General features: G+C 70.7%; 17 protein-coding genes. 2 read left to right on the top strand and 15 right to left on the bottom strand.

Going from position 1 to position 25662, the window contains the following annotated elements; all coding sequences use genetic code 11:
• Nucleotides 1-244 precede the first annotated feature (244 nt).
• Nucleotides 245-3811, top strand: coding sequence for a transcription-repair coupling factor (mfd, locus tag HV824_RS01265; protein ID WP_176422469.1), 3567 nt, complete (start codon nucleotides 245-247; stop codon nucleotides 3809-3811).
• Between the two features lie 105 nt (nucleotides 3812-3916).
• Here mfd and argE read toward each other — a convergent pair whose 3' ends face one another.
• The 12 genes from argE to HV824_RS01205 form a co-directional block, all read right to left on the bottom strand.
• Entirely contained in the window at nucleotides 3917-5053 is a 1137-nt protein-coding gene (gene argE / locus HV824_RS01260) for an acetylornithine deacetylase (RefSeq protein ID WP_176416990.1), read from the bottom strand.
• A gap of 75 nt (nucleotides 5054-5128) precedes the next feature.
• Nucleotides 5129-6661, bottom strand: coding sequence for a hypothetical protein (locus tag HV824_RS01255; RefSeq protein WP_176422468.1), 1533 nt, complete (start codon nucleotides 6659-6661; stop codon nucleotides 5129-5131).
• A 74-nt stretch (nucleotides 6662-6735) separates the two neighbouring features.
• Nucleotides 6736-8124 (bottom strand): formimidoylglutamate deiminase, encoded by a 1389-nt coding sequence (gene hutF, locus HV824_RS01250; RefSeq protein ID WP_176422467.1) that lies wholly within the window; start codon nucleotides 8122-8124, stop codon nucleotides 6736-6738.
• A 67-nt stretch (nucleotides 8125-8191) separates the two neighbouring features.
• On the bottom strand, nucleotides 8192-9676 hold the full coding sequence (locus HV824_RS01245; protein WP_176416987.1) for a hypothetical protein: 1485 nt from the start codon (nucleotides 9674-9676) through the stop codon (nucleotides 8192-8194).
• A gap of 78 nt (nucleotides 9677-9754) precedes the next feature.
• Nucleotides 9755-10240, bottom strand: a complete 486-nt coding sequence (locus HV824_RS01240; RefSeq protein WP_176416986.1) for a ferritin-like domain-containing protein — start codon at nucleotides 10238-10240, stop codon at nucleotides 9755-9757.
• Between the two features lie 121 nt (nucleotides 10241-10361).
• Nucleotides 10362-10673, bottom strand: coding sequence for a hypothetical protein (locus tag HV824_RS01235; protein WP_176422466.1), 312 nt, complete (start codon nucleotides 10671-10673; stop codon nucleotides 10362-10364).
• Nucleotides 10674-10754: 81 nt separating this feature from the next.
• A complete protein-coding gene (locus HV824_RS01230) occupies nucleotides 10755-11165 on the bottom strand; it encodes a hypothetical protein (protein ID WP_176416984.1) in 411 nt (136 codons plus the stop codon).
• Nucleotides 11166-11241: 76 nt separating this feature from the next.
• Complete coding sequence (locus HV824_RS01225; RefSeq protein ID WP_176416983.1) at nucleotides 11242-14979, bottom strand: FG-GAP-like repeat-containing protein; 3738 nt, start codon at nucleotides 14977-14979, stop codon at nucleotides 11242-11244.
• Between the two features lie 32 nt (nucleotides 14980-15011).
• Nucleotides 15012-16541: a hypothetical protein gene (locus HV824_RS01220; protein ID WP_176416982.1), complete on the bottom strand. Its 1530-nt coding sequence runs from the start codon at nucleotides 16539-16541 to the stop codon at nucleotides 15012-15014.
• A gap of 14 nt (nucleotides 16542-16555) precedes the next feature.
• Entirely contained in the window at nucleotides 16556-17986 is a 1431-nt protein-coding gene (locus tag HV824_RS01215; protein ID WP_176416981.1) for a DUF1501 domain-containing protein, read from the bottom strand.
• Nucleotides 17987-18003: 17 nt separating this feature from the next.
• Complete coding sequence (locus HV824_RS01210; RefSeq protein WP_176416980.1) at nucleotides 18004-18663, bottom strand: hypothetical protein; 660 nt, start codon at nucleotides 18661-18663, stop codon at nucleotides 18004-18006.
• Nucleotides 18663-20687, bottom strand: a complete 2025-nt coding sequence (locus HV824_RS01205; RefSeq protein WP_176422465.1) for a DUF1585 domain-containing protein — start codon at nucleotides 20685-20687, stop codon at nucleotides 18663-18665. Before HV824_RS01205 ends, HV824_RS01210 begins: the two co-directional genes overlap by 1 nt.
• A 170-nt stretch (nucleotides 20688-20857) precedes the next feature.
• Here HV824_RS01205 and HV824_RS01200 point away from each other — a divergent pair, with 170 nt between their 5' ends.
• Nucleotides 20858-21421, top strand: coding sequence for a DUF420 domain-containing protein (locus tag HV824_RS01200; RefSeq protein WP_163783281.1), 564 nt, complete (start codon nucleotides 20858-20860; stop codon nucleotides 21419-21421).
• A 9-nt stretch (nucleotides 21422-21430) separates the two neighbouring features.
• On the opposite strand, the gene HV824_RS01195 is transcribed toward HV824_RS01200, so the two are convergent.
• The 3 genes from HV824_RS01195 to HV824_RS01185 all read right to left on the bottom strand — a co-directional run bounded on the left by HV824_RS01195 (nucleotide 21431) and on the right by HV824_RS01185 (nucleotide 25590).
• On the bottom strand, nucleotides 21431-22615 hold the full coding sequence (locus HV824_RS01195; RefSeq protein WP_176416977.1) for an ATP-binding protein: 1185 nt from the start codon (nucleotides 22613-22615) through the stop codon (nucleotides 21431-21433).
• Between the two features lie 118 nt (nucleotides 22616-22733).
• Nucleotides 22734-25007 carry an ATP-binding protein gene (locus HV824_RS01190; RefSeq protein WP_176416976.1) on the bottom strand — a complete coding sequence of 758 codons (2274 nt, stop codon included), beginning with the start codon at nucleotides 25005-25007 and terminating at the stop codon, nucleotides 22734-22736.
• A complete protein-coding gene (locus HV824_RS01185; RefSeq protein WP_176416975.1) occupies nucleotides 24988-25590 on the bottom strand; it encodes a biliverdin-producing heme oxygenase in 603 nt (200 codons plus the stop codon). The genes HV824_RS01190 and HV824_RS01185 overlap by 20 nt, the downstream gene beginning before the upstream one ends.
• Nucleotides 25591-25662 lie beyond the last annotated feature (72 nt).

The raw sequence follows: 25662 nt of genomic DNA, 5'->3' as shown, positions 1-25662 counted from the left end.
GGTGCCCAGGCACCTGTTGATTCCACGGCCAGATGACATGTCGGCGTGGCCCCCGATGCTGCCGTTGTGAGCCACCCTAACCCCGCAGCTGGGGGCGGGGCCAACCGGTCCCCGGGGTGGCTGAACAGTGCCCGAGCTAACCAGAGCTTCCGATTTCTCCTGTTTCGCTCGACACCTGCGGCGCTCCATCGTTGACCTGACAGGGTGAGACTTCTAATTACCCTGCGGCCCTCAGGGTCCACTCATGGACACTCCCTTCAAACAGACGCAGGACGGCGGCGCGGCGGGTGACCCCTTCGCCCAGGTGGTTGACGGACTTCGGGCGGGACAGCGCGTCCGGACGCAGGGGCTCAAGGGGGCCGCGCGCGGGCATGTGCTCGCCCGCCTGCATGGCGCGCTGAAAGCGCCGCTCGTCTGCGTGGCGGTGGACGAGGAAGCCGCCGACGCGCTCGCGGCCGACCTGTCCTTCTTCCTGGGCGGCCAGGGCAGCCTGCTGGCGCCGCGCGTGCTGCGGCTGCCCGCGGACGAGGTGCTGCCCTACGACGAGGTGTCTCCCGACGCGGCGGCCGTCACGGAGCGGCTGGGCGCCCTCTTCCACCTGGGCCAGGGCACGCGCTTCCCCGCGCTGGTGCTGTCGGTGCGCGCGCTGCACCGCAGGGTGCTGCCGCTGTCGGTGATGCGCGCGCTGGCCGCGCGGGTGGCCGTGGGTCAGGACTTCGACCGTGACTCGCTGGCGCGCCGGCTGGTGCACATGGGCTACCAGAACAGCCTCTTGGTGGAGGACGTGGGCACGTTCAGCGTGCGCGGCGACCTGCTGGATGTCTTCAGCCCCCTCTACGACAAGCCCGTCCGCCTGGAGTTCTTCGGCGACACCATCGAGTCCATCCGCGCCTTCGACCCGCAGTCCCAGCGCACGGTGGACGCGCTGAAGGAAGTGGACCTGGTCCCCGCGCGCGAGGTGCTGCTCACCGACGAGACGCGCCCGCGCGCCGAGTCCGCCGCCCGCGCGGTGGCCGACCGCATCAACCTGCCCACCATCAAGCTGCGCGAGCAACTGGACGCCCTGCGCGAGGGCCTGCCCGGCTTCGGCATGGAGGGCCTGCTGCCCGGCTTCTTCGAGGGCGGGCTGTCCACGGTGTTCGACTTCCTGCGCGACTGGAGCCCCGAGGCGCCCGTCCTCTACCTGGACGACCCGCTGGGCCAGGAGCGCGCGGCGGACACGCTGTGGGAGGAGCTGGAGCGCTCGCATAGCGCGGCCGAGGCCCGGCAGGAGCTCATCTGCCCGCCCCTGGAGCACTTCCTCTCCCGTGAGGACGTGAATCAGCGGATGCAGCCCTTCCGCGTGCTGGAGGGCGGTGGCCTGTCGCTGGCGCAGACGGAGCGCCCGCCGGTGCACTTCAGCTTCGGCGGCACCCAGGACCTGCGCGAGGCCATCCTGGCGCACCACGGCGAAGAGGGCGCGCTGTCCCCGCTGGTGGAGCGGCTGGAGCGCTGGCGCGAGCTGCGCGTGGCCTGCGTGGTGGCGTGCGGCACGCTGAGCCAGGCGGACCGGCTGAAGCGGCTGCTGATGGACCGCAACGTGGTGGTGAAGGTCCACACGGAGCCGCTGGAGGACGCGGTGGCGCTGTACGAGCCGTCCATCCGCGCGCACCTCTTCACGGGCGAGGTGAGCCACGGCTTCGTGGATGGGCCGGGCGGGCTCGCGGTGCTGGCGGACGAGGAGATTTTCGGCGTGCGCGCGCGCCGGCGTCCCCGGCGCAGCAAGAAGCTGGACGCGTTCGGCTCCGGCTTCGGGGACCTGAAGGAAGGCGACCTCATCGTCCATACCGACTTCGGCATTGGCCGCTATGCGGGCCTGACGAAGATGGAGGTCAACGGCGTGCCCGGGGACTTCCTCGTCCTGGAGTACGCGGGCCGGGACAAAATCTACCTGCCGGTGGGCCGCATGCGGCTCATCCAGAAGTTCTCCGGCGGCGACCCCACGCAGGTGCAGCTGGACAAGCTGGGCACCACGAACTGGGAGAAGACGAAGAAGCGCGTCAAGGAGCAGCTGCTCAAGATGGCGGCGGAGCTCCTCCAGATTGCCGCCGCGCGCAAGGCGCACCCCGGCCATGCCTTCAGCGCGCCGGACCGGTACTTCGCCCAGTTCGAAGCGGACTTCGAGTTCGAGGAGACGCCAGACCAGGCCAAGGCGATTGAAGACGTGCTGACGGACATGCAGAAGCCGGAGCCCATGGACCGGCTCGTCTGCGGCGACGTGGGCTACGGCAAGACGGAGGTGGCCATGCGGGCGGCCTTCAAGGCCGCGCTGGACCGCAAGCAGGTGGCGGTGCTGGTGCCCACCACCGTGCTGGCGCAGCAGCACTACCTGTCCTTCAAGAAGCGCTTCGCGGACTACCCCGTCACGGTGGAGGTCATCTCCGGGATGAAGAAGGCGCCGGAGGTGCGGGAGGTCCTCAAGCGCGCCAAGGAGGGCAAGGTCGACATCCTCATCGGCACGCACAAGCTGCTGGGCGGCGAGGTGGCCTTCAAGGAGCTGGGCCTGATGATTGTCGACGAGGAGCAGCGCTTCGGCGTGAAGCAGAAGGAGTCGCTGAAGAAGTGGCGCTCCCAGATTGACGTGCTGACGCTGACGGCCACGCCCATCCCCCGCACGCTGCACATGAGCATGTCGGGCGTGCGTGACATGAGCATCATCGCCACGCCGCCGCAGGACCGCCGGGCCATCCGCACCTTCGTGATGAAGCACGAGGACACGGTGGTGAAGGAGGCGATTGAGCGCGAGGTGGCGCGCGGCGGACAGGTGTTCTTCGTCCACAACCGCGTGGAGTCGCTGCCCTCCATCGAGACGCAGCTGCGCGCGCTGGTCCCCCAAATCAGCATCGGCGTGGCGCACGGGCAGATGGGCGAGGGGCAGCTGGAGAAGGTGATGCTCGCCTTCACGGAGAAGAAGTACCAGGTGCTGCTGTGCACCAGCATCATCGAGAGCGGCATCGACATCTCCAGCGCCAACACGATGATTGTGAACCGGGCGGACCAGTTCGGCCTGGCGCAGCTCTACCAGCTCCGGGGCCGCGTGGGCCGCTCCAAGGAGCGCGCGTATGCGTACCTGCTGGTGCCGTCGCGGCGCGCGGTGACGAAGGACGCGCAGCGGCGCCTGGAGGTGCTCCAGAACTTCACCGAGCTGGGCGCGGGCTTCTCCATCGCCAGCCACGATTTGGAGATTCGCGGCGCGGGCAACCTGCTGGGCGACAAGCAGTCGGGCGCCATCGCCGAGATTGGCTTCGACATGTACGCGCAGTTGCTGGAGGAGGCCGTCGCGGAGATGCAGGGCCAGCCGCCCAAGGTGCAAATCGAGCCGGACGTCACGCTGCCCATGCCGGCGCTCATCCCGGACGACTACGTCAGCGACGTCCACCAGCGGCTCGTCTTCTACAAGCGCTTCAGCCAGGCCAGCCACCCGGACGAAGTCACGGACCTGCGCGCGGAGCTGGTGGACCGGTACGGCGAGGCCCCGGACGAGGTGGACCACCTGTCCGAGCTGACGCTGCTGAAAATCGACATGCGTGATTTGCGCCTGCGCGGGCTGGAGGTGGGCACCACCCGGCTGGTGGTGACGCTGGGCGCGGACGCGCTGCTGGATGGCCCCAAGGTGGCGGGGCTGGTGCAGCGCTCCAAGGGCGTCTACCGCCTCACGCCGGACATGAAGCTCATCGCCCGCGCGCCGCAGGGCGCCAGTGGCCACGACCTCATCACCGAGGCCAAGAAGGTGCTGAGGGATTTGGGCCACTGCGCGCTGCCGCAGGCATAGGCCTGCCGAAATCCTCGTGGCCCAGGCCGTCACCCGCCGCGGCATCACCGCCGCGGCGGGCAAGCCGCACAGGCGCCGCGCACCGTGGCGCCTGCGCTCGCGGCCTCAGCGCCCGCCGCAGAAGTGGGCCACGGCGCGCGCCAGGACGGCCTCGCAGCGCACCAGGTCTTCCACGGGCACGTATTCGCCCGTCTGGTGCGCCACGCGGATATCGCCGGGGCCGAACACCACCGCCTCCGCGCCCAGCTCCGTCATCTGCGGCGCCTCCGTCCCGAAGGACACCGTCTCCGGCGCGTTGCCGCTGACCTCCGCGAGGAAGCGCACCACCTCCGCGTCCGCCCGCGTATTCACGCCCCGGTCCGTGCGCACCACGCGAATCTCGGCCTCGAAGGCGGGCTCATCCCGCACCAGCTCCTGGCGGATGGTCTCCAGCAGCTGCGACACGCGCTCCGGCGGCTGCCCGGGAATGGGCCGCCACTCCACGACGAAGCGGCAGGCGCCGGGGATGACGTTCTTGGCCTTTCCACCCTGGATGACGCCCACGTTGACGGTGGTGAAGGGTGGCTGGAAGCCTTCATCGACGTCCTCGCGCAGCACCGTCAGCGCCAGGTGCTCCAGGCGCTGGAGGAAGCGGCCCGCGCGGAAGATGGCCGACGCGCCCGAGTCCGGATACGCGCTGTGCCCTTCCTTCCCCCGCACCTCCACCTCCGCCAGGCAGTAGCCCTTGTTGGCGCGCACCGGGATGAGGCGCGTGGGCTCGCCGACAATCGCGTGACGCGCGCGGCCCAGCCCCGCCTCCACCAGCTTCTTCGCGCCCGTCAGGCCGACTTCCTCGTCCGCGGTGAGGACCACCATCAGCGGGGCCTTCAGCTGCTCGGCGTTCAGCGCCGCGTGCAGCGCGCAGGCGATGAAGCCCTTGGTGTCACACGCGCCGCGCCCGTAGAGCCGTCCGTCCTTCTCCGTCAACCGCAGCGCGTCCGTCCAGGCGGCGTCGTACGGCACGCAGTCGGAGTGCCCCACCAGGGCCAGCGCGGCGCGGCCGGAGCCGCCCTTCACCGCGACGAGGTTCACCTTCTCCACACCCGCGTCGTCCAGGAACTTCTGGCGCTCCGCGCTGAAGCCCGCGGCCTCCAGGCGCGCCTGCGCGTAGTCGATGAGCGGAACGTTGGGACGGAAGGACGTGGTGTCCATCGCCACCAACTCCGCCAGGGTGGCCCGCAGCGCGGGCAGCGTGTCACTCATGGGTAAGACCTCCAGGGGACGGTCATGCCACGGCACGCCAGCCCCCGGAAGGCCCTTCCCTCCCCGCGTGTCCGCTCAGCGAACGGACGCCACCTGAGGCGCGGCCTCCTCCAGCGGAAACGCCGAGTTATCCCCAGCCCCAGGCCGTCCCAGGCCCTTGTGCACCGCGGGCGCCGCCGCGTTCACCGCACCCACGTAGAAGACGCCGTGGTAGCCGTCATCGTTCGTTCCGCCCCACGTGTGCACGAAGAAGCGGTCGCCGTTGTCCCGCCCCTTCGCGTCACGCACGCCGCAATCCAGCCGGTCCTTCGCGCCCTTGCTGTCCACCGCGCAAATCCACGCCGAGCCGCTGGCGTAGGCCATGTCCAGCGCCACCACGCTGTCGAGCGCGTCCTTCAAGAGCAGTCCCATGGGTCTGAAGGACTTGTCCCAGGGCAGCCCCTGCTTCGTGCGCGTGTGGATGTTGCCGGACAGGACGATGTGGAAGCGCTTGGAGCCCGACTCCACGTGGTGCCGGACCGTCGCCGCCATCGCATCCTCCCTCGCCTGTCCCTGCATCGTCGGGTGGTCGAAGACGAAGGCGTCCACGTCCAGACCGCGCGCGCGGAGTTGGCGTAGCTGCTCCAGCATGTTCGCCATCGCCTCGCTGCTGCGGCCATCCGGGTACGGGCTGCGCCAGAAGGGCGCGTCCATCAGCTTCAGCCAGTCATCCTCCGCCCCCGCGCTCTCCAGGAACGCCTCCACGCGCGTCTGGCTCTCCAGCGGCAGCTCCAGCCCCACCGTCACCGGCATGCCGGCCACCGCCGCCTGGCACGACGCCTGCGCGACGAAGCGCGGCACCTCCTGCGTGCCATGCATCTCCCCCAGCAGCAGCGCCCCGCCCGGCTTCACCTGCTTGCCCAGCCCCAGAATCGGCAGGCCACACTCGAAGGCCATCGCGTCCGCGGCGCCCGTGGTGTTGGGCGCCTGCGCCACCTTCACCGGCTGGGGCGCGTTCTCCTCCTTCATCAGCTTGGGGGAGATGGAGCGGAACACCCGCCACTCCATGACGAGGTCTCGCGACCCCTGCCCCGAGCCCGCGAAGAAGGAGTTCTCTCCCTGGGGCGCGTCCATGCGGTCCTCCCAATCCTCCACGCTGAGCATGGGGTCGGAGGAGACAGCACCTGAGCCCGCGTTGACGTCTCCGGCGCGATCCCCATTGCCCATCTGCCCCCCCACGACACGGCTGGGGCCCCAATCAATCTCACGGCCCGGAGGGCTCAGCGCGGTGCTGGAGCTCTTGGTGATGCGGATGACCCACAGCTTGCTCTTTGTCGGCGTCTCGCGCTTTCCCAGCACCATGTACCGGTGCCAGAAGCTCGAAATCCTCGAACCGCCGAACTCCTGGCGCCAGTCCGTCTCCAGCACCCGGCTCCCCTTGTCCTCCTTGAAGGGCAGATTGTTCTCCGTGAAGAACCGCCGCACCTCCGGCCAGACCTCTTCCAGGGGCCGCTCGTAGATGGCCTCGCCATCTGGGATGAACAAGTCACTGTAGGTGCTCCCCTGCCGGGTCGCGCAGCCCACCTGGAAGCACATCAACGTCACCACCGCGAACCACTTCGCGCGCATCGGCCCCTCCGGGAATGAACTCCGGGAGGGTGAACGCGCCGCACCTCAGTGCCATATCGGCGGAGAACTGCCGCTCAGGCGTACAGCGCGCGAGACAACACCTGGAACGCGCGGCCGCTCTCCTCCGCGAGCGCATGCCGGCCTTCACGGACGACCTCGCGTCCGCCCACCACCACGTCGCGCACCGCCGCCTTCTCCGCGCCCAATACGACCGCGGGCAGCAGCGATGCCGGCAGGGCGCCCACGAGCGACGGATGGTGCAGGTCCACTGTGAAGAAGTCCGCGGGCGCGCCCTCCTCCAGCACGCCGGTGGCGAGCCCCAGGCTCCGCGCACCGTCCACGGTGGCCATGCCCAGCAGCCGCGCCGCCAGTCCATCCATGGCGCCGCCGCCCGGGTCCAGCACGGCGCGCCGCAGCCGCGTCAGCCGCAGGTGCCCTTCCAACTGCCGAGCCTCGTCCAGCAGGTCCACCGTGGCCTGACTGTCCGAGCCCAGGCTGATGCGCGCGCCCGCCTTCACCAGCGCATCCGCGGGCACGATGCCGTCTCCCAGGTTCCGCTCCGTGGAGGGACACGCGCACACCGTGGCCTCAGCCCGCCCCAGCAGCGACACCTCTTCGTCCGTCAGGTGGACGCCGTGCACCGCCGTGAAGCCGGGCCCCAGCAGGCCCAGGTCCGCCAGCAACTCCACGGGCCTGCGGCCATGCTCCGCCAGACAGGCCTCGATTTCCTTTGGCTGCTCCGCCACGTGTATGTGGACGGGCAGGCGCCGCACGGACGAGCCCGCGAGCGCCGCCAGCCACTCCCGCGTCACGGCGCGCACGCTGTGCGGCGCGAGCCCCACGCTGACCGCCGCGTCGGAGCGCACCTCGCGGGCAAGCGCCTCGACCGAGCCGAGGAACGTCTCCACGTCCGGGTCGATGAAGCGGCGCTGCCGTGGATTCGCCGCCACGCCGAAGCCCGCCCGGGCGTACCCCACGCGCAGCAGGCAGATGCGCAGCCCCACGTCCCGCGCGGCGCGAATCACCGCGTGCGCCAGCGCGTTGCGGTCCGCATACGGCGTCCCATCGGCTTGATAGTGGACGTAGTGGAACTCCCCCACGGTGGTGATGCCCGCGAGCGCCATCTCCACGAAGGCCTGTCGCGACGCGACGTAGAGGTCCTCGGGGCTCAGCGACTCGGCGGCGCGGTACATCGCCTCGCGCCAGCTCCAGAAGTCGTCCGCCTCCCGGCCCGAGGCCACGTACTCCGTGCGCCCGCGGATGAGCCGCTGGAACGCGTGGGAGTGTCCGTTGACGAGCCCCGGCAGCAAGGCCCTTCCCGGCAGCGCGACGGTGCGCGCGCCCACGGGCACGGAGTCCGGGGCCAGGACGCGGCCGTCGGCACTCACCGCGAGGCCGCGCCCTTCGAGGAACCGGCCGCCCGTGTAGAGGAGCTCCGGCTGATAGACGGTGATGTCGCTCACGCCGGCAACTTACGCCAGCGCCACGTGGCGCGCAGCAGCCGCCGCGCGCCCCGTGGAATGCCAGACGTCAGTGTGACGCGAGCGTCGGAGTCCGGTCTTCCGTCGGAGCACCGGAGTTGTCGCCCGCGCCCGGCCGTCCCAGCCCCTTGTGCACCGCGGGCGCGGACGCGCTCACCGGCCCCACGTAGAAGACGCCGTGGTAGCCGTCATCGTTCGTTCCGCCCCAGGTGTGCAGGAAGAAGCGGTCGCCGTTGTCACGGCCCTTCGCCTCGCGGATGCCGCAGTCCAGCCGGTCCTTCACGCCCTTGCTGTCCACCGCGCAAATCCACGCCGACCCGCTGTTGTACGCCATGTCCAGCGCCACCACGCTGTCGAGTTCGTCCTTCAAGAGCAGCCCCATGGGTCTGAAGGACTTGTCCCACGGCAGGCCCTTCGCCGTGCGCGAGTGGATGTTGCCCGACAGGATGACGTGGAAGCGTCCCGGGCCCGACTCCACCTGGTGCCGGACCGTGGCCGCCATCGCGTCCTCGCGCGCCTGCCCCTGGGACTTCGGGTGGTCGAAGACGAAGATGTCCACGTCCAGCCCACGCGAGCGCAGCTGGCGCAGCTGCTCCAGCATGTTCGCCACCGCCTCGCTGCTGCGGCCATCCGGGTACGGGCTGCGCCAGAACGGCGCCTCCATCAGCTTCAGCCAGTCATCCTCCGTCCCCGCGCTCTCCAGGAAGGCGTCCACCCGCGTCTGACTCTCCAGCGGCAGCTCCAGCCCCACCGTCACTGGCGTGCCAGCCACCGCCGTCTGGCAGGACGCCTGCGCGATGAAGCGCGGCACCTCCTGCGTGCCGTGCAGCTCCCCCAGCAGCAGCACCGCGCCCGGCCTCACCTGCTTGCCCAGGCCCAGAATCGGCAGGCCGCATTCGAAGTCCGTGGCCGCCGCGCCCCCCTGCGCGTTGGGCGCCATCGCCACCTTCACCGGCTTGGGCGCATTCTCCTCCTTCATCAGCGTGGGGGAGATGGCGCGGAACACCCGCCACTCCATGACGAGGTCCCGCGAGCCCTGCCCCGACTCCGCGAAGAAGGAGTTCTCCCCCACCGGCGCGTCCAGGTACTCCTCGAAGTCTTCAGCGGAGAGCCCCGGAACCGCGGCATCGCCCGCGTTGCCGCCGATGGCCCGGGACATGCCCCAGTCCAGCTCACGGCCCGGCGGGGCCAGCGCCTTGTTGCGGCTCTTGGTGATGCGGATGATCCACAGCTTGCTCTGGGTGGGGGACTCGCGCTTGCCCATCACCATGTAGCGGTGGAAGAAGCCGGACACCTTCGAGCCGCCGAACTCCTGGCGCCAGTCCGTCTCCAGCACCATGCTGCCCCGGTCCTCGCGGAAGGGCAGCCTGGCCTCCGTGAAGTACTTGCGAACCTCCGGCCACATCTCCTCCACAGGCCGTTCGTAGATGGCTTCCCCGTCCGGGATGAAGAGGTCGCTATAGGTGCCGGACTGATGGGCACAGCCCGTCAACAGGCCCGCCAACACAACCGCCGCGTAGAACACCGAGCGCATTTTTCCCGTCTCCTCGTCAAGCCCCAGCGGGAGCGTAAACGAGGACCAGGCCCCGGCATATCGGCCCGGCAGGGAGGCTCAGGCGGGAGCTTCGGAGCCTTCCTCGGCGGCGGCGCGTGCCCGCTCCCAGGGGCGCGTCCGGACAGCCGCGCGAATCCACATCACGTGGCGCCGCTCGTCCTCCCGGTGCTTTTCGATCAGCGTCCGGACCTCGGGGCGCCAGTCGAAGCGCAGGGCCACGTCGTAGGCGCGGTTGGAGAACTCCTCGTTGCCGAGCATGGCCACCAGCGCGGCCTCGGTGCCCATCATGCTGGACACCGCCGTCAGGCCCACCATCGCCGTTCCCTTGAGGTCCAGGCGCAGCTCCAGCGGCGTCCCGCCCGCCTCGTGGATGAGGGCGTTCAAATCCTGCACGTGCCGGACGTGGTCGATGCGGAAGCCGTTGAGCCGCTCACGGACCAACGGCTCCGGAATCCGGGCCAGGGCCGCGTCGTAGGCACCCACGGCATCCGCGTCGAGCTGAGCCAGGCTGCGCAGCCGGGCCACTTCCGATTTGTCGGCCATGTCGAACTCCTGCGCTAAGGGGCTCGGGCAATGTGAGAAGGCTGTTCCCGCAAACCAACCCACCTCCTGGACGCGCTGCCCGCCCGCCCCTGGGGCAGGCGGACAGCCAGGGCCCAGGTCTTCAAGCCTGCGCGGCGCCAGCGGGCGCGCGCGCTTGCGACGCGTGCTTCCGGCGCGCGGCCCGGCGGTGCTTGAGGACAATCACGCCCCCCAGCATCGCGCTCAAGAGCATCAGCGCGTTCGTCACCACGAAGACCCAGTTGCCGACCTTCCAACTGTAGAGGGTGAACCCCGTGGAGGCCGTCATCTGCCCCACGAAGAGCCACTTGGACACACCCTCGCTCGAGCCTGACTTCCACTGCTTGTGGACCTGGACGCCAATGGTCAACAGCAGGACGAAGGAACTGAACCACCCCAGGGCTTCGGCCCCCATGCACCCTCCTGGCCCCAGACGATGTGCATGCGCCCCGTCGTGTGCAGCACGCCCGTCACCCCAGCGGACCGCCCACCGCGCTCAGCCCGTCCGCGCCGCCGCCTCGCGGTGTCGCGCAATCCAGGCCCGCGCCTCCTCGGGCGAGTCCACGTAGGCCGTGTCGAGCCGCGTCCCGCCGCTCAGCATGGCCCCCACCATGAGGCTCTTGGTGGTGGCCTTCTGCTCTATCGCCGCGCCGATGTAGACGACGCCCAGGAACCAGCCCGCCTTCGCGTGGTCCACCAGGTAGCGGCGTGACTCCGGACTGAGGTGCGAGCCGGTGATGTCCGCGGCCAGGTAGAAGCGCTGCGCGTCCGCCAGCTCCCGGTACACGCCACACGACCAGACCGACGTCTCCTGGGTGATGGCGCCCCGGAAGCGCGCCCAGAGGATGTCCGGCGCTTCGAACGACGCATGCTGCTCGCCGTGACGCCACTCCCGCTTCAGGCTCATGGGCCTCCCACGCTGAGACAGGCGCCAGGATACCCCCAGCCTCGGCGTGGACCCAACAGCCTCCCTGTGCGGACCGTCAGAAGCCGAGCGGCAACACGAAGGCCGTGCCGTTCTGCGTCCCCGTCCGGTAGCTGCGCGGCGCGCCGATGACGAGCATGGGCGGCGAGCTGCCACTGCCCGGCATCATCGACAGGGCCTGCCCCAGCGCCGACCGCTCCGAGCCATCTCCCACCACCATGAGGAACGGTGAAAGCGCGCCCTGCTGGCCAACCCCGCCAGCATAGAGAAACACCGCGCCGCCGCCGTCAGAGGCCTCGGAGGCCCCCGGCGCGCTCACCAGCAGGTCGGGGATGTTGTCGCCCGTGAGGTCCGTGCCGCCCACCAGCCGCGCGCCGAAGTTCACCGCGCGGTGGCGGTGGACCAGGACAACGGGGTTGAGCCCGTCGCCCAGCGCGCCCACCACCAGCGGCGAGCCCGCGGACTGGAGCGCCTGCAGCCTGTTCACCAGCACCGTCTTGTCGAAGAGCAGCACCACCGGCTGCGTCACGCCGTTGAAGGGCACGCTGGTGGCGCTGATGGCCACGAAGTCGCGCGTGTCCCCCAGGAACCGGCCCGCTCGCGTCATGCTCAGGCCCAGGCCCATGTTGGTGAGCTGCACCTCGCTGTCACCGGCGATGCGCCACACGGTGGCCGTGCTGCGCCCGCCGCAGCGCGAACCGCTCGCGTCGAAGCCTGGCAGGATGGCCACGCCCGACCGGGAACCTTCCGCGTAGCGCCAGGCCAGTTCGTCACAGCCGTCGCCGTTGAGGTCGCCCAGCGACGTCGGCACGGACGTTTGGATGTCCATGGAAGGCATCGTGTAGACGGACTCACACACCATGCTCAGCTTCGCCAGCGACGCGTCCTCGGGCGCGCGGCCCAGGAACACCTCCATGCCGTCGTTGCGCAGCAGCCCCACGTCCTCGCGGCCATCGCCGTTCAAGTCGAACCCGCCCACCACGCCGCGCCCCTGGCCGGTGCGCCGGCACCTGGCGTCAGTCTCCGGCGTGCAGTCCTGGATTTGATACGTCGCGAACAGCCGGTACGCCGGCTTGAAGCTCCCGTCCGCCTGCCCCAACGAGACCAGGGCGCCGCCCGCCGACTGGGTGCCGCTGGTGACACACGCGGCGGGCACCGACGTGTACGTGTTGTTGAGCTCGTTGTTGGAGGTCGTGGAGCCCGTGCCCGGCACGTAGAAGTTGGACGCGCCCACCACCAGGTCCGGGCGCCCGTCGCCGTTGAAGTCGGAGAAGGCCACGTCCACGCCCACGTTGCGGCCCGCGTGGTGCGGCGAGGGCCGGCCCTCCTCCACCACGGTGGCCTGCGCGGGCGCCATCACGTCGTGCACGTAGGCCCGGCCAATGGCCAGGGCGTTGCCGTCATTGCTGGTGCCAGGGCCGGACCAGCCCGGCGCGCCCGTGAGCACCAGCGGGCGGCCCTGTGGCCCCTGCGCAATCGCCACCGCCTCACCGAAGCGCTCCACGCTCGGCTTCGCCGGCACCCGGACGCTGGTGCGTGTCCACTCGGCGACCGATGCGCCCTGACGGTGGTACAGCTCCACGCTGCCGGTGAAGGCGCCCTGCTCCGACGAGGACCGGCCCGCGAAGGCCACCAGCGACGGGTTCGCCGCGGGGCCCCAGGTCGCCAGGCCCGAGCCCAGCGTGTCCGACGCCGCCGTCCCGTTGATGACCGTCAGCGGCCGGTTGAGGACGCTGCCCTGCGTGAGCGTGGCCAGGGAATGGACGAGAATCTTGCCACTCCAGCGCAGCGTGCCGCTGCCCACGCCCGAAGGCGCGGATGAATAGGGCGCGCCCAGGAGCAGCTCCAGGCCCGGCTCACCGTCCACGTCCATCACCGCCCAGCTCCGGCCCGCGTTGATGCCGCTGGCCTCGCCGTAGATGCGGGCGAAGGCGTCCTCGCGCTTCACCTGGGGCGGCCGGTTGGCGGGCTCACCCGTGGCGGAGTAGCCCGTCAAATCGAACAGCAGCGCGCCGCCCGAATCATTGCCGGACTGCAGGCCCCCGCTCGAGCGCAGGTCCGGCGAGTCCGCCCGGTCCGCCACCGCCAGCAGCAGCGGGGGCCGCGTGCCTTCAGCGGGGATGACGCCCAGCCGCCACGTGCCCTCGTTGCTGTCCGCCGTGTTGGCCGGCAGCACGTACACATCCGGCGAGGCCCGGAAGCGCGCGCCCTCCGCGCGCGCGAGGAAGACGGAGATGGCCATCTGCGCGCCCGACACCGCCCCGGACGCGTTGTACCGGGACACCCGGCTCAGCGCCGCCAGGTCCACCAGGCCGTCCCCGTTGAGGTCGCCCGTCACCAGCGCGCGGCCCAGCTCGGTGTTGCTGCGCGACACCAGGGCGCCGTCCTGCGTCAAATCCCAGCCGCCCAGCCGCACCGTCGGGAGGTCCGGCACCGGCGAGCCCCGCGTCGACGCATAGACGTCCACCGTGCCGCGATTGCGGATGGCGTTGGTGGGCGCCAGGTCGCCCAGCGGCGAGCCCACCACCACGTCCAGGTCGCCGTCGCCCTCGAAGTCCGCGACGGCCATGCCCGAGCCGAACGCCGCGTTGCGGAGCAGGCCGGTGAGCTGCTGGCGCAGCGGCGCCGGCGCCCCACTTCGGAAGGTGTAGAGGTACACCGCGCCAGCGTTGGTGACGGCCACGTCCGCGCCCGGCGAGGACACCAGCAGCTCCGCGCGCCCGTCCCCATCCAGGTCGCCCGCGGCCAGCGCGTCACCGAACTGCGCCGTCTCCGTGGCGCCGGTGAGCACCCACGTGGGCTCCGCCGGCAGGCCGCCGCTGCCGCCCTTGAAGATGAACACGGCGCCGCCCGAGGGCTGGTTCAGGTCGCTCTCGCGCTGCCCCACCGCCAGGTCCAGGTGACCGTCGCCGTCGAAGTCCGCCGTCACCAGGGTGGCCACGTCGGACAGGCGACCGTGCGGCAGTCCCGGCCGCGTCAGCTCGTCCAGCACGCGCACCGACACCCGCGCCGTGTCCCCGGTGAAGGGGTCCGCCGCGTTGAGCACCGCCACCCCCGTGGCGCCGGGCTCGAAGGTCAGCCGGCCGCCCGCCAGCGTCCCGGGACCGGACTCCTTCGTCCAGTTCACCCGGTCGCTGCCACCGCGCGTGGCCAGCGGCACGGACGAACCCGAAGGCACGGCGAGGAAAGCCGGCGCGCCGGTCAGCCGGGCGTCGGTGCGGACCTCGTACTGGAGCACCACCTCGTCACCCGACTGGGTGTCGCGCACGGTGATGACGTCCAGTCCCTCACGCGTGCCGGCCGTGTAGAGGCCACCCGGCGACAACGTGGCGCCGGAGCCGTCGGCCGACAGCAGGTACATGGCCGAGCCCAGCACGCCGTCCACCGCCACCTGGAAGGAGGTGCCCGGCCGCAGCTCCGCGCGCACGGGCGCGACATTGAACGCCGCCGTCACGTTGACCTGCGTGGTGGCGCTCACGCCCGGACAGCGCGCGTCCTCCACCACCAGCGTGTCCGCGCCCGGCGTGCGCCCCGCCAGGAAGCGGCTGCCCACCAGCTCACCCGAGGAGCCCCCCGGCTCCAGCAGGTACGTGTAATGGCCGCTGCCGCCGGTGGCCACCAGGGCCACGGGGCTCGACACCCGCACGCGCGCGGGCTGCGCGGTGAGCGTCAGCGCGCTCAGGCCCGTGCACAGGTCCGCCTGGTGAGGGTCCGCCACGCGGGCGGGCGCAGGCTCATCCGAGCAGGCCGCGGCGAGGAGCGCGAGGAGGGGGGCCGCGCGGGTCAGTCGGGTCATGTCAGGTACCTCGGGGGAGACTGCGCGTTGCTTCAGGGCCTGGCGCCAGAGGCGGCCCAGCGCTGGATGCGGGAGATGAGCTCGGGGTCCATGGGACCGTCGGCGGGCATCCGCTGGTCTCTCACGGCGTTGGTGATGATGGGCGCGTTGGCCCGCCACAGCTCATAGCTGTCGAGCGAGCGCGCCGCGCTGGCGCTGTTGTGACAGTTGCGGCACCGCGCCTCGTGGATGGGGCGGATGTCCTTGTCCCAGCTCAGCGGCCCCGAGGCCAGGGGCGCGTAGTCGAACGGCACCGCGCGCCGCGCCTCCGAACCATCCGCGTAGCGCGCCACCACCGACAGGACGTAGCGGCCGGCCTCCAGCGACGCGAAGGAGTAGGCGCGGTGCGTCCCGTCGGCCTCCAGGCCTCCCAGGCTGTAGTCCGGCCCCTCCGTGGGAATCTCCGAGTTGCCCAGCGTGTAGACGACGCTCTGGGGCACACCGCCCGGCGGCATCACCGCGCGCACCACCAGGCCATCATTCACCAACTGCATGCCCTGGTAGAGCCCCCGGAGGCGCGGCACCAGCACGGGGCTCAGCGCGGCGGCCACTCCGCCCTGCTGCACCCACACGCTGCCGCTCTCGTCCGCGGCGAGGAACTGGAAGTCCCCGGCGCCGGCGTCCGTGGCCGCGCGCCAGACGTTCGCGTCCGCGTCGAACTGGAGCAGCGCGCCGTCCGTCTTCGCCCACAGGAAGCGGCCCGAGGCGATGAGCTGCCGCGGCTGCCGCGGCAGCTCCACGCGGCGCCAGCCGTCCTTGCCCCGGCGCAGCAGGGCCTGGCTGGTGAGCGCCCACAGCTCACCGGCGGTGCCCACCGCGGGCCCGATGCCCGCCAGCGCCTGCAGCGACTCGCCCTCCGCCAGGGGCGCGCTCGTCGTGTGCACCCGGTAGTTCGTGGTGCTGAGCGCCACCGCGACGCTCAGCCCGCCTTCATGCAGGAACCACACGCCGGGCAGGTTCTCCGGTGAGGGCGCCGCCGCCAGCGAGGTGATGGCCTTCACCGACGCGCCGTCCACCTTCAGCTCCGCCAGCGTGCCCTCCTGCAGGCGGAACAGGCCGCGCGTGTGCGCCAGCCACACCGCGCCGTCCGCGGACTGCGCGGTGGCGATGACGCCCTGCCCCAGCGCGTCCCGCCAGGGCGGCGCGATGAGCCACCCCGACTCCGCCATGAAGAGCCCGTTCTGCGTCTCCACCAGGGCGCTGTGGGGCCCCAGCCGGAAGACGCCGAGGGTGCCGCCCGCCGCCACCTCATTGCCCGGGTGCGGCTCCAGCGCCCCATACGTGCCGTCCAGCCGCAGCCGGACGAGCTCGCGCGAGGCGGTGGCGAAGACCCCCCCGCCCGCCTGGTCCGCGAAGCCAGGGACGGGCGCCAGGGCCGTGATGGCTGGGACCTGGACCGGCTGGAAGGGCGCCGGCTCGGGCTTGTCGAGCGGAAGCGAACGGTCCTCCCCGCATGCCCCGAGGACCGCGAGCGAGAGCAGCGAGAGGACGGCGGAGGCGGAGGCCCGCGGATGGATGCGCATGCGAAGTGGACGGCTCAGGCGAGGATGGGGCGCAGCGGTTCGACGCGAGTGATGCTGTAGTCCAGCCCCGCGGACGCCAGCACCGTGGCGATGACGTGCTCGGGGAGGATGTTCTCGCCGTTCGGGTCCGACGCGCCGTTGCGCAAATCGAAGGTGCCCGGCGCCATGCCAATGTCCCCGCTGCGGCCGAACACGAAGTTGTGCTTGATGCCGGCTCCCATCAGCAGCGCGGAGTTGCTCAGGTGGTGGTCACGGCCACCTGCGCTGTTGATGAGCGGCGTGCGGGAGAACTCGGAGAACACCATGATGGTGGTGTGGTCCATGAAGGTGCCACCCGCGGGATGGTCGCTCTCACGCAGGTCCTTCACCAGCATGGCCAGGGCGTCGAAGCCGCGCCGCTGGTTGTTGGCGTGCGTGAGCTGGCTGCCGAAGTGGGTGTCCAGGCCGCCCGTGAGGTTGATGGTGACGCACTGGGCAATGCCCTTCTTCAGCGCGGTGGCCACCGTGGCGGCGCGGCCGCGCTCGCCATTCACGTCGTTGATGTTGCTCAACTGGTAGCGCCCGCGGATGGCCGCCATCTCCGGGCCATGCGGCTGATTGGCCGCGGCGAGGAAGTCGAACGACTTGTCCAGGCCCTGGGACTGGATGAGCCGCATCTGCTCCTGGCTGTTGGCATAGGTGGTGCCCACCCCACGCGCGCCATAGGCCGCCTGCTCGCAGTTGACGGGCTGGCCGCGGAAGTCGAGCAGCTGCTGCTCGATTTCGCTGTCCAGCGTGTCCGTGCTGCCCTTCAGCGTCAGGAGCAGGTCGTCCCGGCGGCTGACGCGCAGCGCGTTGGCATAGCCGCCGTACCGGTCGTTGTACGACTCCACGTTGTAGGAGATGGAGGCGATGGGCACGCGCGGCTTCATCTGCCCCACGATTTCAGTCGCCGTGGAGGAGCCACGCGCCGCGCTGCCGATGGGCATCTTCCCGGTGAGGAAGTAGCGGTAGCCCACCTCGTGGCCCAGCGTGTTCATGTTGATGCCGCGCACCACGGTCATCAAGTCGTAGTGCCTGGCCAGCTCGTTGCCCACCGCGGGCCCGAAGTCGATGTTCGACCGGCCCACGCCCGGCAGCTCGGCGGGGATGAGCGGCCGGGACTCGAAGCGGGAGTCGTTGATCTGGTCATAGCCCGGGAGGATTTTCGTCTCCGAGGCCCGGTCCGCGGTGAACTCGGTCGGGTCCCGCGGGTCGAAGGCCAGCAGCTGGTCCCAGCCCCCGTTGAAGTAGACGAAGACGAAGCAGCGGTCCGCTGGCGCCAGCTCCGCCGCCTGGGCGAAGGCGCGGAAGGGCAGCCCCCCCAGCAAGGTGGAGCCCATGAAGCCGGCGGTGGCCTTGAGGAAGGTGCGGCGCCCGTGGGCGCAGCCCTGGGCGCAATTCTCGTCGTGGCGGTTCTTCTTCATCGCAGTCACTCCGAGCGTCAGTAGGTGATGAAGCGCGGGTCCGTCAGCATGGCGATACACACCACGGCCAACGTCTCATGGCGCTTGGAAGAGGCCAGGGTCTGCACCCGGGCCGCGGCCTGGGTGAAGAAGGACGTCCACTTCGTGAGCTCTTCGCCCGCCAGCGGCGCGCCCCAGAAGCGGGTGGACATGTAGACGAGCTGCGCGCGCACCTCCGCGTCGGTCAGCTTCGTCAAATCATCCCACTTCTCAGGCAGCAGCCGCCCCATGGTGCGCGCCGACGCGTCCGTCATGCGCAGCTCCGCGGACGCCTGGTTCAGGCACACCTTGCGCGCGCCGTCCTCCAGGAACTTGGCGAACACCAGGTTGGGCTCGGTGTTCTCGCTCACCACCAGGGCGTAGTCCGCGCGCCCCATGGACGTGGCGCGCGAGTCCAGCTCGCTCCAGCGCTGCCCCACCGCTTCGATGATGGCGGCGTCCAGTTGGGCCACGGTGAGGCGGCGCGGCGCGCGGCCCACGCTGCCGTCCTGGGCCTCCGGGTCCGGCAGCGGCGTGAAGTCGCCGGGCTGATGCGGGTTGGGGATGGGCTCGATGATGCCGTCCGCGGACTGCGTGTCATCCTTCGTGCAACCGGTGGCCAGCGCGAGCAGCGCGGCGGTCAAGACGAGGCGGCGCATCAGTCAATCCTCCGGTAGGCGTCGGACGTCACCACGCGCTCGATGAGCGCCTTGAGGCGGTGGCCGTTGCGCGCGAAGTCCTGCGCGAAGGGCACCAGGTACATGCGCTGCTCCTCCGCCGTCATCGGGCGGCCGAGGAACTCCGTCCACACGCGCCGCACCGTGCAGCGCTCCAAATCCCCGGACTGGAGCATCTTCTGCACCAGCAGCGCGGGGCCGGCCTCGATGTTCTGCTCCTCGTCCGCCGTGCGGTACAGGTACGTCTTGAGCATGCCCAGGCTGCTGGCGCCGTCACCGTCGTACGCCTGCATGATGTACTGGCTGCACTCACCGCCGCAGTTGGTGTCGCCGTTGAGGGCGCAGTCGCGGCACTTCGGGTCGTAGCGAGGGAACTGGTCGGGCGCCAGGAACTGCGCGGAGCGCTCCGCGTAGCGGCCCCAGTGCGCGCCCGTGGGCTCGATGGTGGCGTGGCAGTAGTTGCAGCCGCAGCGCACCGCCAGGTTGTTCTCGCGGTTGCACGCGTCCTCCGGCGCGGGGGATGACGCCCCCGTCGGCGGCGCGAACGTCTTGCAGAGGAAGGCCTCGTAGAAGTGGTTCACCCGCGCGCGGTGCGTGGGGAAGCGGTAGAGGTAGGACGGCGTGGTGAGCACGCCCGCGTGCCCCTCGTCACGCGTGTACTCCGTCCACGCCTCCGTGTCGTTGAAGGCCACCGCCGGCACGGCGCCCGGCGCGGCCGGCGTCGTCACGTTGAAGACGCCCACGCCCTGCTGGCTCCGGAAGTACTCGGACAGGGTGCCGTTCACGAACGAGCGGCGCGTGGTGAGGATGTTGAAGTAGGGCTCGTCGCGCTGCACCACCGACTCGGCGATGCGCAGGGGCTCCTCGTTGAAGGCGGCCACGCGCAGGCCGTGCACGTCCTTGATGTCCTGCGCGGCGATGGCGGGCACCTCGCAGCGGCGCATGCCCACGCCGCAGCCGCAGCTGCGGTCGGAGGAGAAGCGGGCCGTCTCACAGGACGCCATGTTCCAGGGGTTGTGGGTGCGCTCCTGCGCGTTGATGGCGCACACCTTGACGCTCTCCGGCGTCTTGTCGGTGGCCCAGTAGGGCGCGGGCTTGTTCACGAAGCCCTCGCGCAGCACGCAGCCGCGCTGCACCCCGTAGTTGCCCTTGAGGCCGTTGCGCAGCTCCAAATCCAGCGTGCAGCGCTTCAGCTCGGTCAGCGCCGGCCTGGAGTCCGGGTTCGGGTGCTTGAACGCCTTGATCCTCGTGCCATCCATCTCCTCCACCGTCAGCGCCAGGGTCGTGGTCTTCCTCGGGTCCGGCGTGCAGATGAAGGCCCCGGCGCTGCTGCCCGAGCCGCGCTGATCACAGAAGAAGAGGTACTTGTGCTGCGGGTGGCTGGTGCTCAGCAGGTCCGAGCACTTCGCCGTACCATCCGGCGTGGTCGGCGCCAGCGGCGTACACGCGAAGTAGTTCGTGTCGTAGTCGTAGCTGACGGCCAGCGGCACGCCCTCATCGTCGTGGCACTTCGTCCGGGGCTGCGCGGTGAGCGGCGCCGCGTGCGCGTCCGGCTGCGCCGCCGTGAGGCACTCGTCCTGCGCGATGTCGGAGTCACACGTCGCGCCATTCGCGCCGCGCAGCATCGTGGCGGGATTGCCGGCCACGCCATATGCGGTGGTGATGCCGTTACCCGTCATCCGCGAGTTCTGGTTGTTGTTGAGGCTCCCGGAGAGATTCGAGCGCAGCAACGCGCGGTGATAATGGCGGATGCGCGCGTTGAACTCGTCCTTCGTCATCATCGCGCGGATGTCTTCCACGTCGATGGAGCCCTTGGCCTGGGCCGCCTGGTACTCCTCATAGGTGGGAGGACGGCCGAGCAGGTCCAGCGACAGCTGCCGGAGGTGCCGTTCCAGGGGCACCTTCGCGACGACTGGTGAACAGACAGCCTCCTCTTGAGCGGAGGCTGGCAGGGCCAGCAGCAAGGCGGCACCAGCCAGGCAGGCAAGGTAACGCACACGGAGCACGGGGACCTCCGGAAGGGGGGGTCGGGGGGGACCATTCTCAGTATGCAGGAATTACCGTTTCAAGATCCAGCAACGCCTTATGAAACACTTCATCCCACATGCAGTCCCCAATGGTGTCAGCCAGTTAGCAAGGGTTGCAACGAAGCCCGCCGCGCGAGACATAGGGCCCCATGTCGAACGCCGCCCAAGCCGCGCTGCCGCCCCGTGTGAGTGACCGGGCCTTCTTCATCTTCACCGCCGTGGTGTCCGCGCTGGCGTTGGCGTTCATCGGCTGGATTCTGCTGGTGCGCGGCGGCGGCCCGGTGGACGGGGTGAACCTGCGCTTCCTCCCGGCGGTGAACGCGGGCCTCAACGCCACGGCCGCGGCGCTGCTCATCGGCGGGTGGGTGGCGATCAAACGGGGCGCGCGGCAGGTCCACCAGTACCTGATGGTGTCGGCCTTCACCGCGTCCGCGCTCTTCCTGGTCTGCTACCTGTCCTACCACTTCGTGCATGGCGACACGCGTTATGTGGGGGACTGGCGCGGGCTGTATCTGTGCATCCTGGCCAGCCACGTGCTGCTGTCCATGCCCGTGGTGCCCATGGCGCTGGTGGCCTTCTACTTCACGTGGCGCAAGGACTTCACCCGGCACCGCAAGGTGACGCGGTGGCTGGCGCCCATCTGGGTCTACGTGTCGGTGACGGGCGTCGTCGTGTACTTCATGCTGCGTGGCAGCGCGCCCGCCGTCCTGTAACGCGCTGAATCAGGGCGTCGACGAAGCCGTCTGGACGCTCGCCAGCCGCGCCGCGCCGCGCGGAAGCGTCACGATGAAGGTGGCGCCGCGGCCCTCCTGGCTCTCCACATGGATGGTGCCGCCGTGCATCTGCACCATGCGGCGCGCGCTGGCCAGCCCCACCCCGCTGCCCGTGACGCCCGGCGCCACGTTGCGACCGCGCCGGAAGCGCTCGAAGACGAAGGGCAGGTCCTCGGCGGGAATGCCCATGCCCTCGTCCGTCACCTGAAGCAGCACGCGCTCCTCCAAGCCGTCCGCCTCCACCGACAGCGTCACCGCGACGGTGGTGTCCGCGGCGCTGTACTTCACCGCGTTGCCCAGCAGGTTCTCCAGCACGCGCTCCAAGGCGCGGGGGTCCCATTGGCCGGTGAAGTCCGTGCCCTTCGCATGCAGCACGAAGTGGTTCCGGCCGGAGGCCTCCATGGCATGCACCTTGGAACGCACCAGCGCCAGCAAGTCCATGGGCGCCCGGTCCAAGGGCTGCTCGTCAGTGCGCGTGGCGCCCAGGAAGTCGTCGATGAGCTCACCCATGCGCTGCGTGGCGCGGATGATGTGCTCCAACCGTGACGCCTGCGCGGCCCCCAGCTCGCTCTTCAAAAGCTGGCGCTGCAGCAGCTGGGCGTTGAGGGCCACGATTTGCAGCGGCCCCTTGAGGTCATGCGTGGCCAGGGCGGCCAGTTCGTCGCGCACGGCCAGCGCCTCGCACGCGGCCCGCTCCGCGCGCGCGGCCTGCGCCCTGCGCTCCTCCAGCTCGCGCACCATGCGCACCGTGTCCACCGCGGCCCGAAGACTGCGGCGCAGCCGCTCCGCGCTGTACGCATCCTTGACCAGGTAGTCCTGCGCCCCCGCCTTTATCGCCTCCACCGCGACACGCTCGTTGCCACTGCCGGTGAGCATCACCATCGCGGGCAGCGGGCCGCCGCCACGGACGTGCAGCTCGCGCAGCAGGTCCAGCCCCGTCATGCCGGGGAGGTGGAAGTCCAGGAGCGCCACGTCCAGCAGCGGCTCGGCGGCGATGCGCTCCAGGGCGTCTTCCGCCGACGACACGGCCTCCAGCACCCATGTCTGCTCGTCGTCGCGCTCCAGGGCACGCCGCACGGCGAAGCAGTCCGCGGGGTTGTCGTCCACCAGCAGGGCGCGCAAGACGGGGGTCATGTCGCCGCCGCCCCGAGCCGCGCCCCCGCCGGCTCCGGCATGTGCGGGAGCCGCGCGGGCCTGGACGCACGCTCGTCCGCATCGCTGTCTTCCACCAGGAGGAGTGAGCGGAGCGCTGTCATGCCGGACCTCTTCCTAACGTGAAGTAGAAGGTGGCGCCTTGTCCCGGCGAGGAGTCGACCCAGAGCTCGCCGCCGTGCAACCTCACCAGCCGCCGCGCGATGGCCAGCCCCGCGCCCGTGCCTCCGCCGTACGCCTGAACGGAGTGCAGCCGGCGGAACATGTCGAAGATGGCCTCGTGGAACCGTGAGGCGATACCGATGCCCGGGTCTTTCACAAAGAAAACGTAGGGCGCGTCATGCTGTGCCGCCGCTGGCGGACGCGCCTCGCCGGGCCCGTGGTAGCCCAGCTCCACCCAGTGTGGAGGCGCGGCCTGGTACTTGGCGGCGTTGGCCAGCAGGTTCTCCCAGACCTGGCGGATGCGGACGGCATCACAGGCGACGCGGGGCAGGCGGCGAGGCAGGCGCACCTCGGCCTTCCTTTCCTGGAGCCGGGGGGCCACCACGGCCACGGCCTCCTCCACCAGCGCATGCATGTCCACGTCGCGCCAGGCCAGCTCGATTCGGCCCAGCCGGCTGTACTCGAAGAGGTCTTCCAACAGCGACTGCGCCCGGCGGGCGAGCCACACCACGGACTGGAGCTGGTCGCGGCCCTCTCCCGTGAGCGACGCGCCGTGGTCCTCCAGGAAGAAGGACGTGTACTGCTGGATGCCGCGCAGCGGCTCGCGCAGGTCGTGCCCCACCGTGCCGCTGAAGGACTCCAGCTCCTCGTTGGAGCGAGCCAGCGCGCGCGACAGCCGGGCCAGTTCCGCGGCATGGCGCAGCACCACGCCCACCAGGGCGCCCCGGAAGGACTCCGCTGCGTCCACATCCGCCTGCGTCCAGGGTGTGCTGGCGCCTCGCACCTCCTCGCGCCACGCATCGAATGAGGCCCGGGGATGCAGGCGCGTTCGACCGGGCTCGGGCTGGACGGGCTTGTGCGGGTTGCCAGCCCAGGTGACGGTGCGCGCCACCTCCGGCCGGAACCAGAGGACGAAGCGAGGCGCTTGAGGGTCCAGGCGGACGGCCAGCACACCCGCCGCCACGTCCGCGCGTCCGGCCAGGGGTGGGTGCCAGGTGCCCAGCCGCTCGGTATGCAGGGTCCCGCTCGCGGCGGGCAGGCCCGCCAGCCGCGTGGCCAGCGCTTGGACTTCCTCCGGGGTGGGCGTCTGGCCCACGAGCAACGGCGCCTCGACCTGCTCCGGGTCAAGCCGCTCGCCCAGCAGGAGCGCCGCGCCGGTGGCGCCGGTGAGCGCCATCAACTGCGCCCCGCGGGCTTCGAGCGCGACGGGCAGCGACGCGCCATCCCCCAAGCCCTCGACGAGCTGGCCCAGGAGCGCCGCACGATGCGCGCGCGAGGCCGCGTCCGCGCCGCGCTCCTCCGTGGCGAGCTGAAGCGCCAGCAGCCGCGACAGCACCTCACAGGCCTGCCTCCGCGCGGCGGAGACGTGACGCGGTGACGAATGGTGGCAGGCCATGAGGCCCCACAGCTCGCCGTCCTTCAGCAGCGACACTGAGAAGGAAGCGCCCACCCCCATGTTGCGCAGATATTCGAGGTGGACCTCGGACACGCTGCGAAGCGCGGCGCCGGACAGGTCCAGCGGCTGGCCCGTGTCCGGCAACGTCGGCGGCACCAGGCCCACGGGCTTCGCCTGGACGTCCGCGATGAGGCGCAGCGGATTGCGGCGGTAGAGCGCCCGCGCCTGCACGGGGATGTCACTGGCCGGGAAGTGCATCCCCATGAAGCTGTCCATGCTCGCGGCCCGGCTCTCCGCCACCACCTCGCCGTGCCAGTCCGCATGGAAGCGGTACACCATGACGCGGTCGAAGCCGCTGAGCGACCGCACGCCGTCCGCCGCGGCCTGGAGCAGCGAGGACGTCCCCCGCCCCTGCCCCAGCGGCGACACCAGCGCGTGGATGGCGGACAGCGCGGCCTCGTCGGCGAGGGCGCCCTCCGCCGTGAGGGGCTCCAGCTCCAGCACCGACAAGCCGCCGCTGACATGCAGCAGCGCGGAGCAGGCACGCCCTCCGGCCTCCACCACCACGGGCCCGGCGACAGAGCCCGCCCGCACGCGCCGCAACGTCTCCGCGTCCAGGACGCTGGTGATGGGCTGCCCTCGCAGCGCGGAGGGCGCCGCGCCCAGCAGGGCCTCCGTGTTGGCGCTCACCACCTCGATTCGGGATGACGCCGCAGGGAAGGCCACCAGCACGCCGTGAGGCTGGATGCCTCCCAGCAGGTGGATGGGCTCCCGGTCGCACTGGCCCAGGTCAAGGTCAGGCGGAGACGGAGGCATGTGCCTGTTCCCGCCGCAGCCAGGCAGCGAAGGCGTCAAACGTGTCCTGAGCGCCCTTCACCACGCGGGCGTCGAAGGCGTCTCCCGCGGCGGAGACGGAGGCCTGGTTGACGGCGTCACCGAAGGCACGCCACCGGGGCCCGACGTCGTCTCCGTACGCGCGGAAGAAGGAGAAGTCGCCCAGGGACGGCACGCCGTCGAAGTGGCGGCGCAGGTGCCGGAGGATGAGCTGGCCGCCCAGCGTGGAGCCCTCCAGGACGTAGAGACAGCCCAGGGCTTCGGGCACGCCTGTCAGTGAGGGCAACTCCCCGCAGCGAGGCAGCCGTTCGAGCGAGGCGTCGTCATGGCCGAGCGCGCGGAGGTCCTCCTTCAACAGGGGCACCTTCCAGCGCGCGTGGATGGACAGGCCGGCAATCGCCTCCAGCCCCAGCCCGGCGAGCCGGGCCTCCAGCGGAACGTAGAAGCCGTGAAGCGCTTCCAGGTGGCGGCGGTACGCCGAGGGCGTCAGGTCCGCGTCCATCAACCGCACCTGCGCCTCGGTGCGCTCGTGGTGCGGGCGCGTCTCACTCTTCAGTCGCTGCATCAAGGACAAGGTGCCTGCACGATGCCGCCGTCGCTGCCCCATGGGAACCGGGAGTGGTGGACAAGTGTCCAC

The organism is Myxococcus sp. AM009 (assembly GCF_013372605.1).
Classification (GTDB): domain Bacteria; phylum Myxococcota; class Myxococcia; order Myxococcales; family Myxococcaceae; genus Myxococcus; species Myxococcus vastator.
Note: the sequence above shows the minus strand (reverse complement) of the source record. Positions and strands in the feature narration are given on the sequence as shown.

What these genes read in the sequence shown, in the direction of transcription:
- mfd (WP_176422469.1), top strand. Translation starts at nt 245, where the DNA reads ATGGACACTCCCTTCAAACAGACGCAGGACGGCGGCGCGGCGGGTGAC.
- argE (WP_176416990.1), bottom strand. Translation starts at nt 5,053, where the DNA reads ATGAGTGACACGCTGCCCGCGCTGCGGGCCACCCTGGCGGAGTTGGTG.
- HV824_RS01255 (WP_176422468.1), bottom strand. Translation starts at nt 6,661, where the DNA reads ATGCGCGCGAAGTGGTTCGCGGTGGTGACGTTGATGTGCTTCCAGGTG.
- HV824_RS01245 (WP_176416987.1), bottom strand. Translation starts at nt 9,676, where the DNA reads ATGCGCTCGGTGTTCTACGCGGCGGTTGTGTTGGCGGGCCTGTTGACG.
- HV824_RS01240 (WP_176416986.1), bottom strand. Translation starts at nt 10,240, where the DNA reads ATGGCCGACAAATCGGAAGTGGCCCGGCTGCGCAGCCTGGCTCAGCTC.
- HV824_RS01235 (WP_176422466.1), bottom strand. Translation starts at nt 10,673, where the DNA reads ATGGGGGCCGAAGCCCTGGGGTGGTTCAGTTCCTTCGTCCTGCTGTTG.
- HV824_RS01230 (WP_176416984.1), bottom strand. Translation starts at nt 11,165, where the DNA reads ATGAGCCTGAAGCGGGAGTGGCGTCACGGCGAGCAGCATGCGTCGTTC.
- HV824_RS01225 (WP_176416983.1), bottom strand. Translation starts at nt 14,979, where the DNA reads ATGACCCGACTGACCCGCGCGGCCCCCCTCCTCGCGCTCCTCGCCGCG.
- HV824_RS01220 (WP_176416982.1), bottom strand. Translation starts at nt 16,541, where the DNA reads ATGCGCATCCATCCGCGGGCCTCCGCCTCCGCCGTCCTCTCGCTGCTC.
- HV824_RS01215 (WP_176416981.1), bottom strand. Translation starts at nt 17,986, where the DNA reads ATGAAGAAGAACCGCCACGACGAGAATTGCGCCCAGGGCTGCGCCCAC.
- HV824_RS01210 (WP_176416980.1), bottom strand. Translation starts at nt 18,663, where the DNA reads ATGCGCCGCCTCGTCTTGACCGCCGCGCTGCTCGCGCTGGCCACCGGT.
- HV824_RS01200 (WP_163783281.1), top strand. Translation starts at nt 20,858, where the DNA reads ATGTCGAACGCCGCCCAAGCCGCGCTGCCGCCCCGTGTGAGTGACCGG.
- HV824_RS01195 (WP_176416977.1), bottom strand. Translation starts at nt 22,615, where the DNA reads ATGACCCCCGTCTTGCGCGCCCTGCTGGTGGACGACAACCCCGCGGAC.
- HV824_RS01190 (WP_176416976.1), bottom strand. Translation starts at nt 25,007, where the DNA reads ATGCCTCCGTCTCCGCCTGACCTTGACCTGGGCCAGTGCGACCGGGAG.
- HV824_RS01185 (WP_176416975.1), bottom strand. Translation starts at nt 25,590, where the DNA reads ATGCAGCGACTGAAGAGTGAGACGCGCCCGCACCACGAGCGCACCGAG.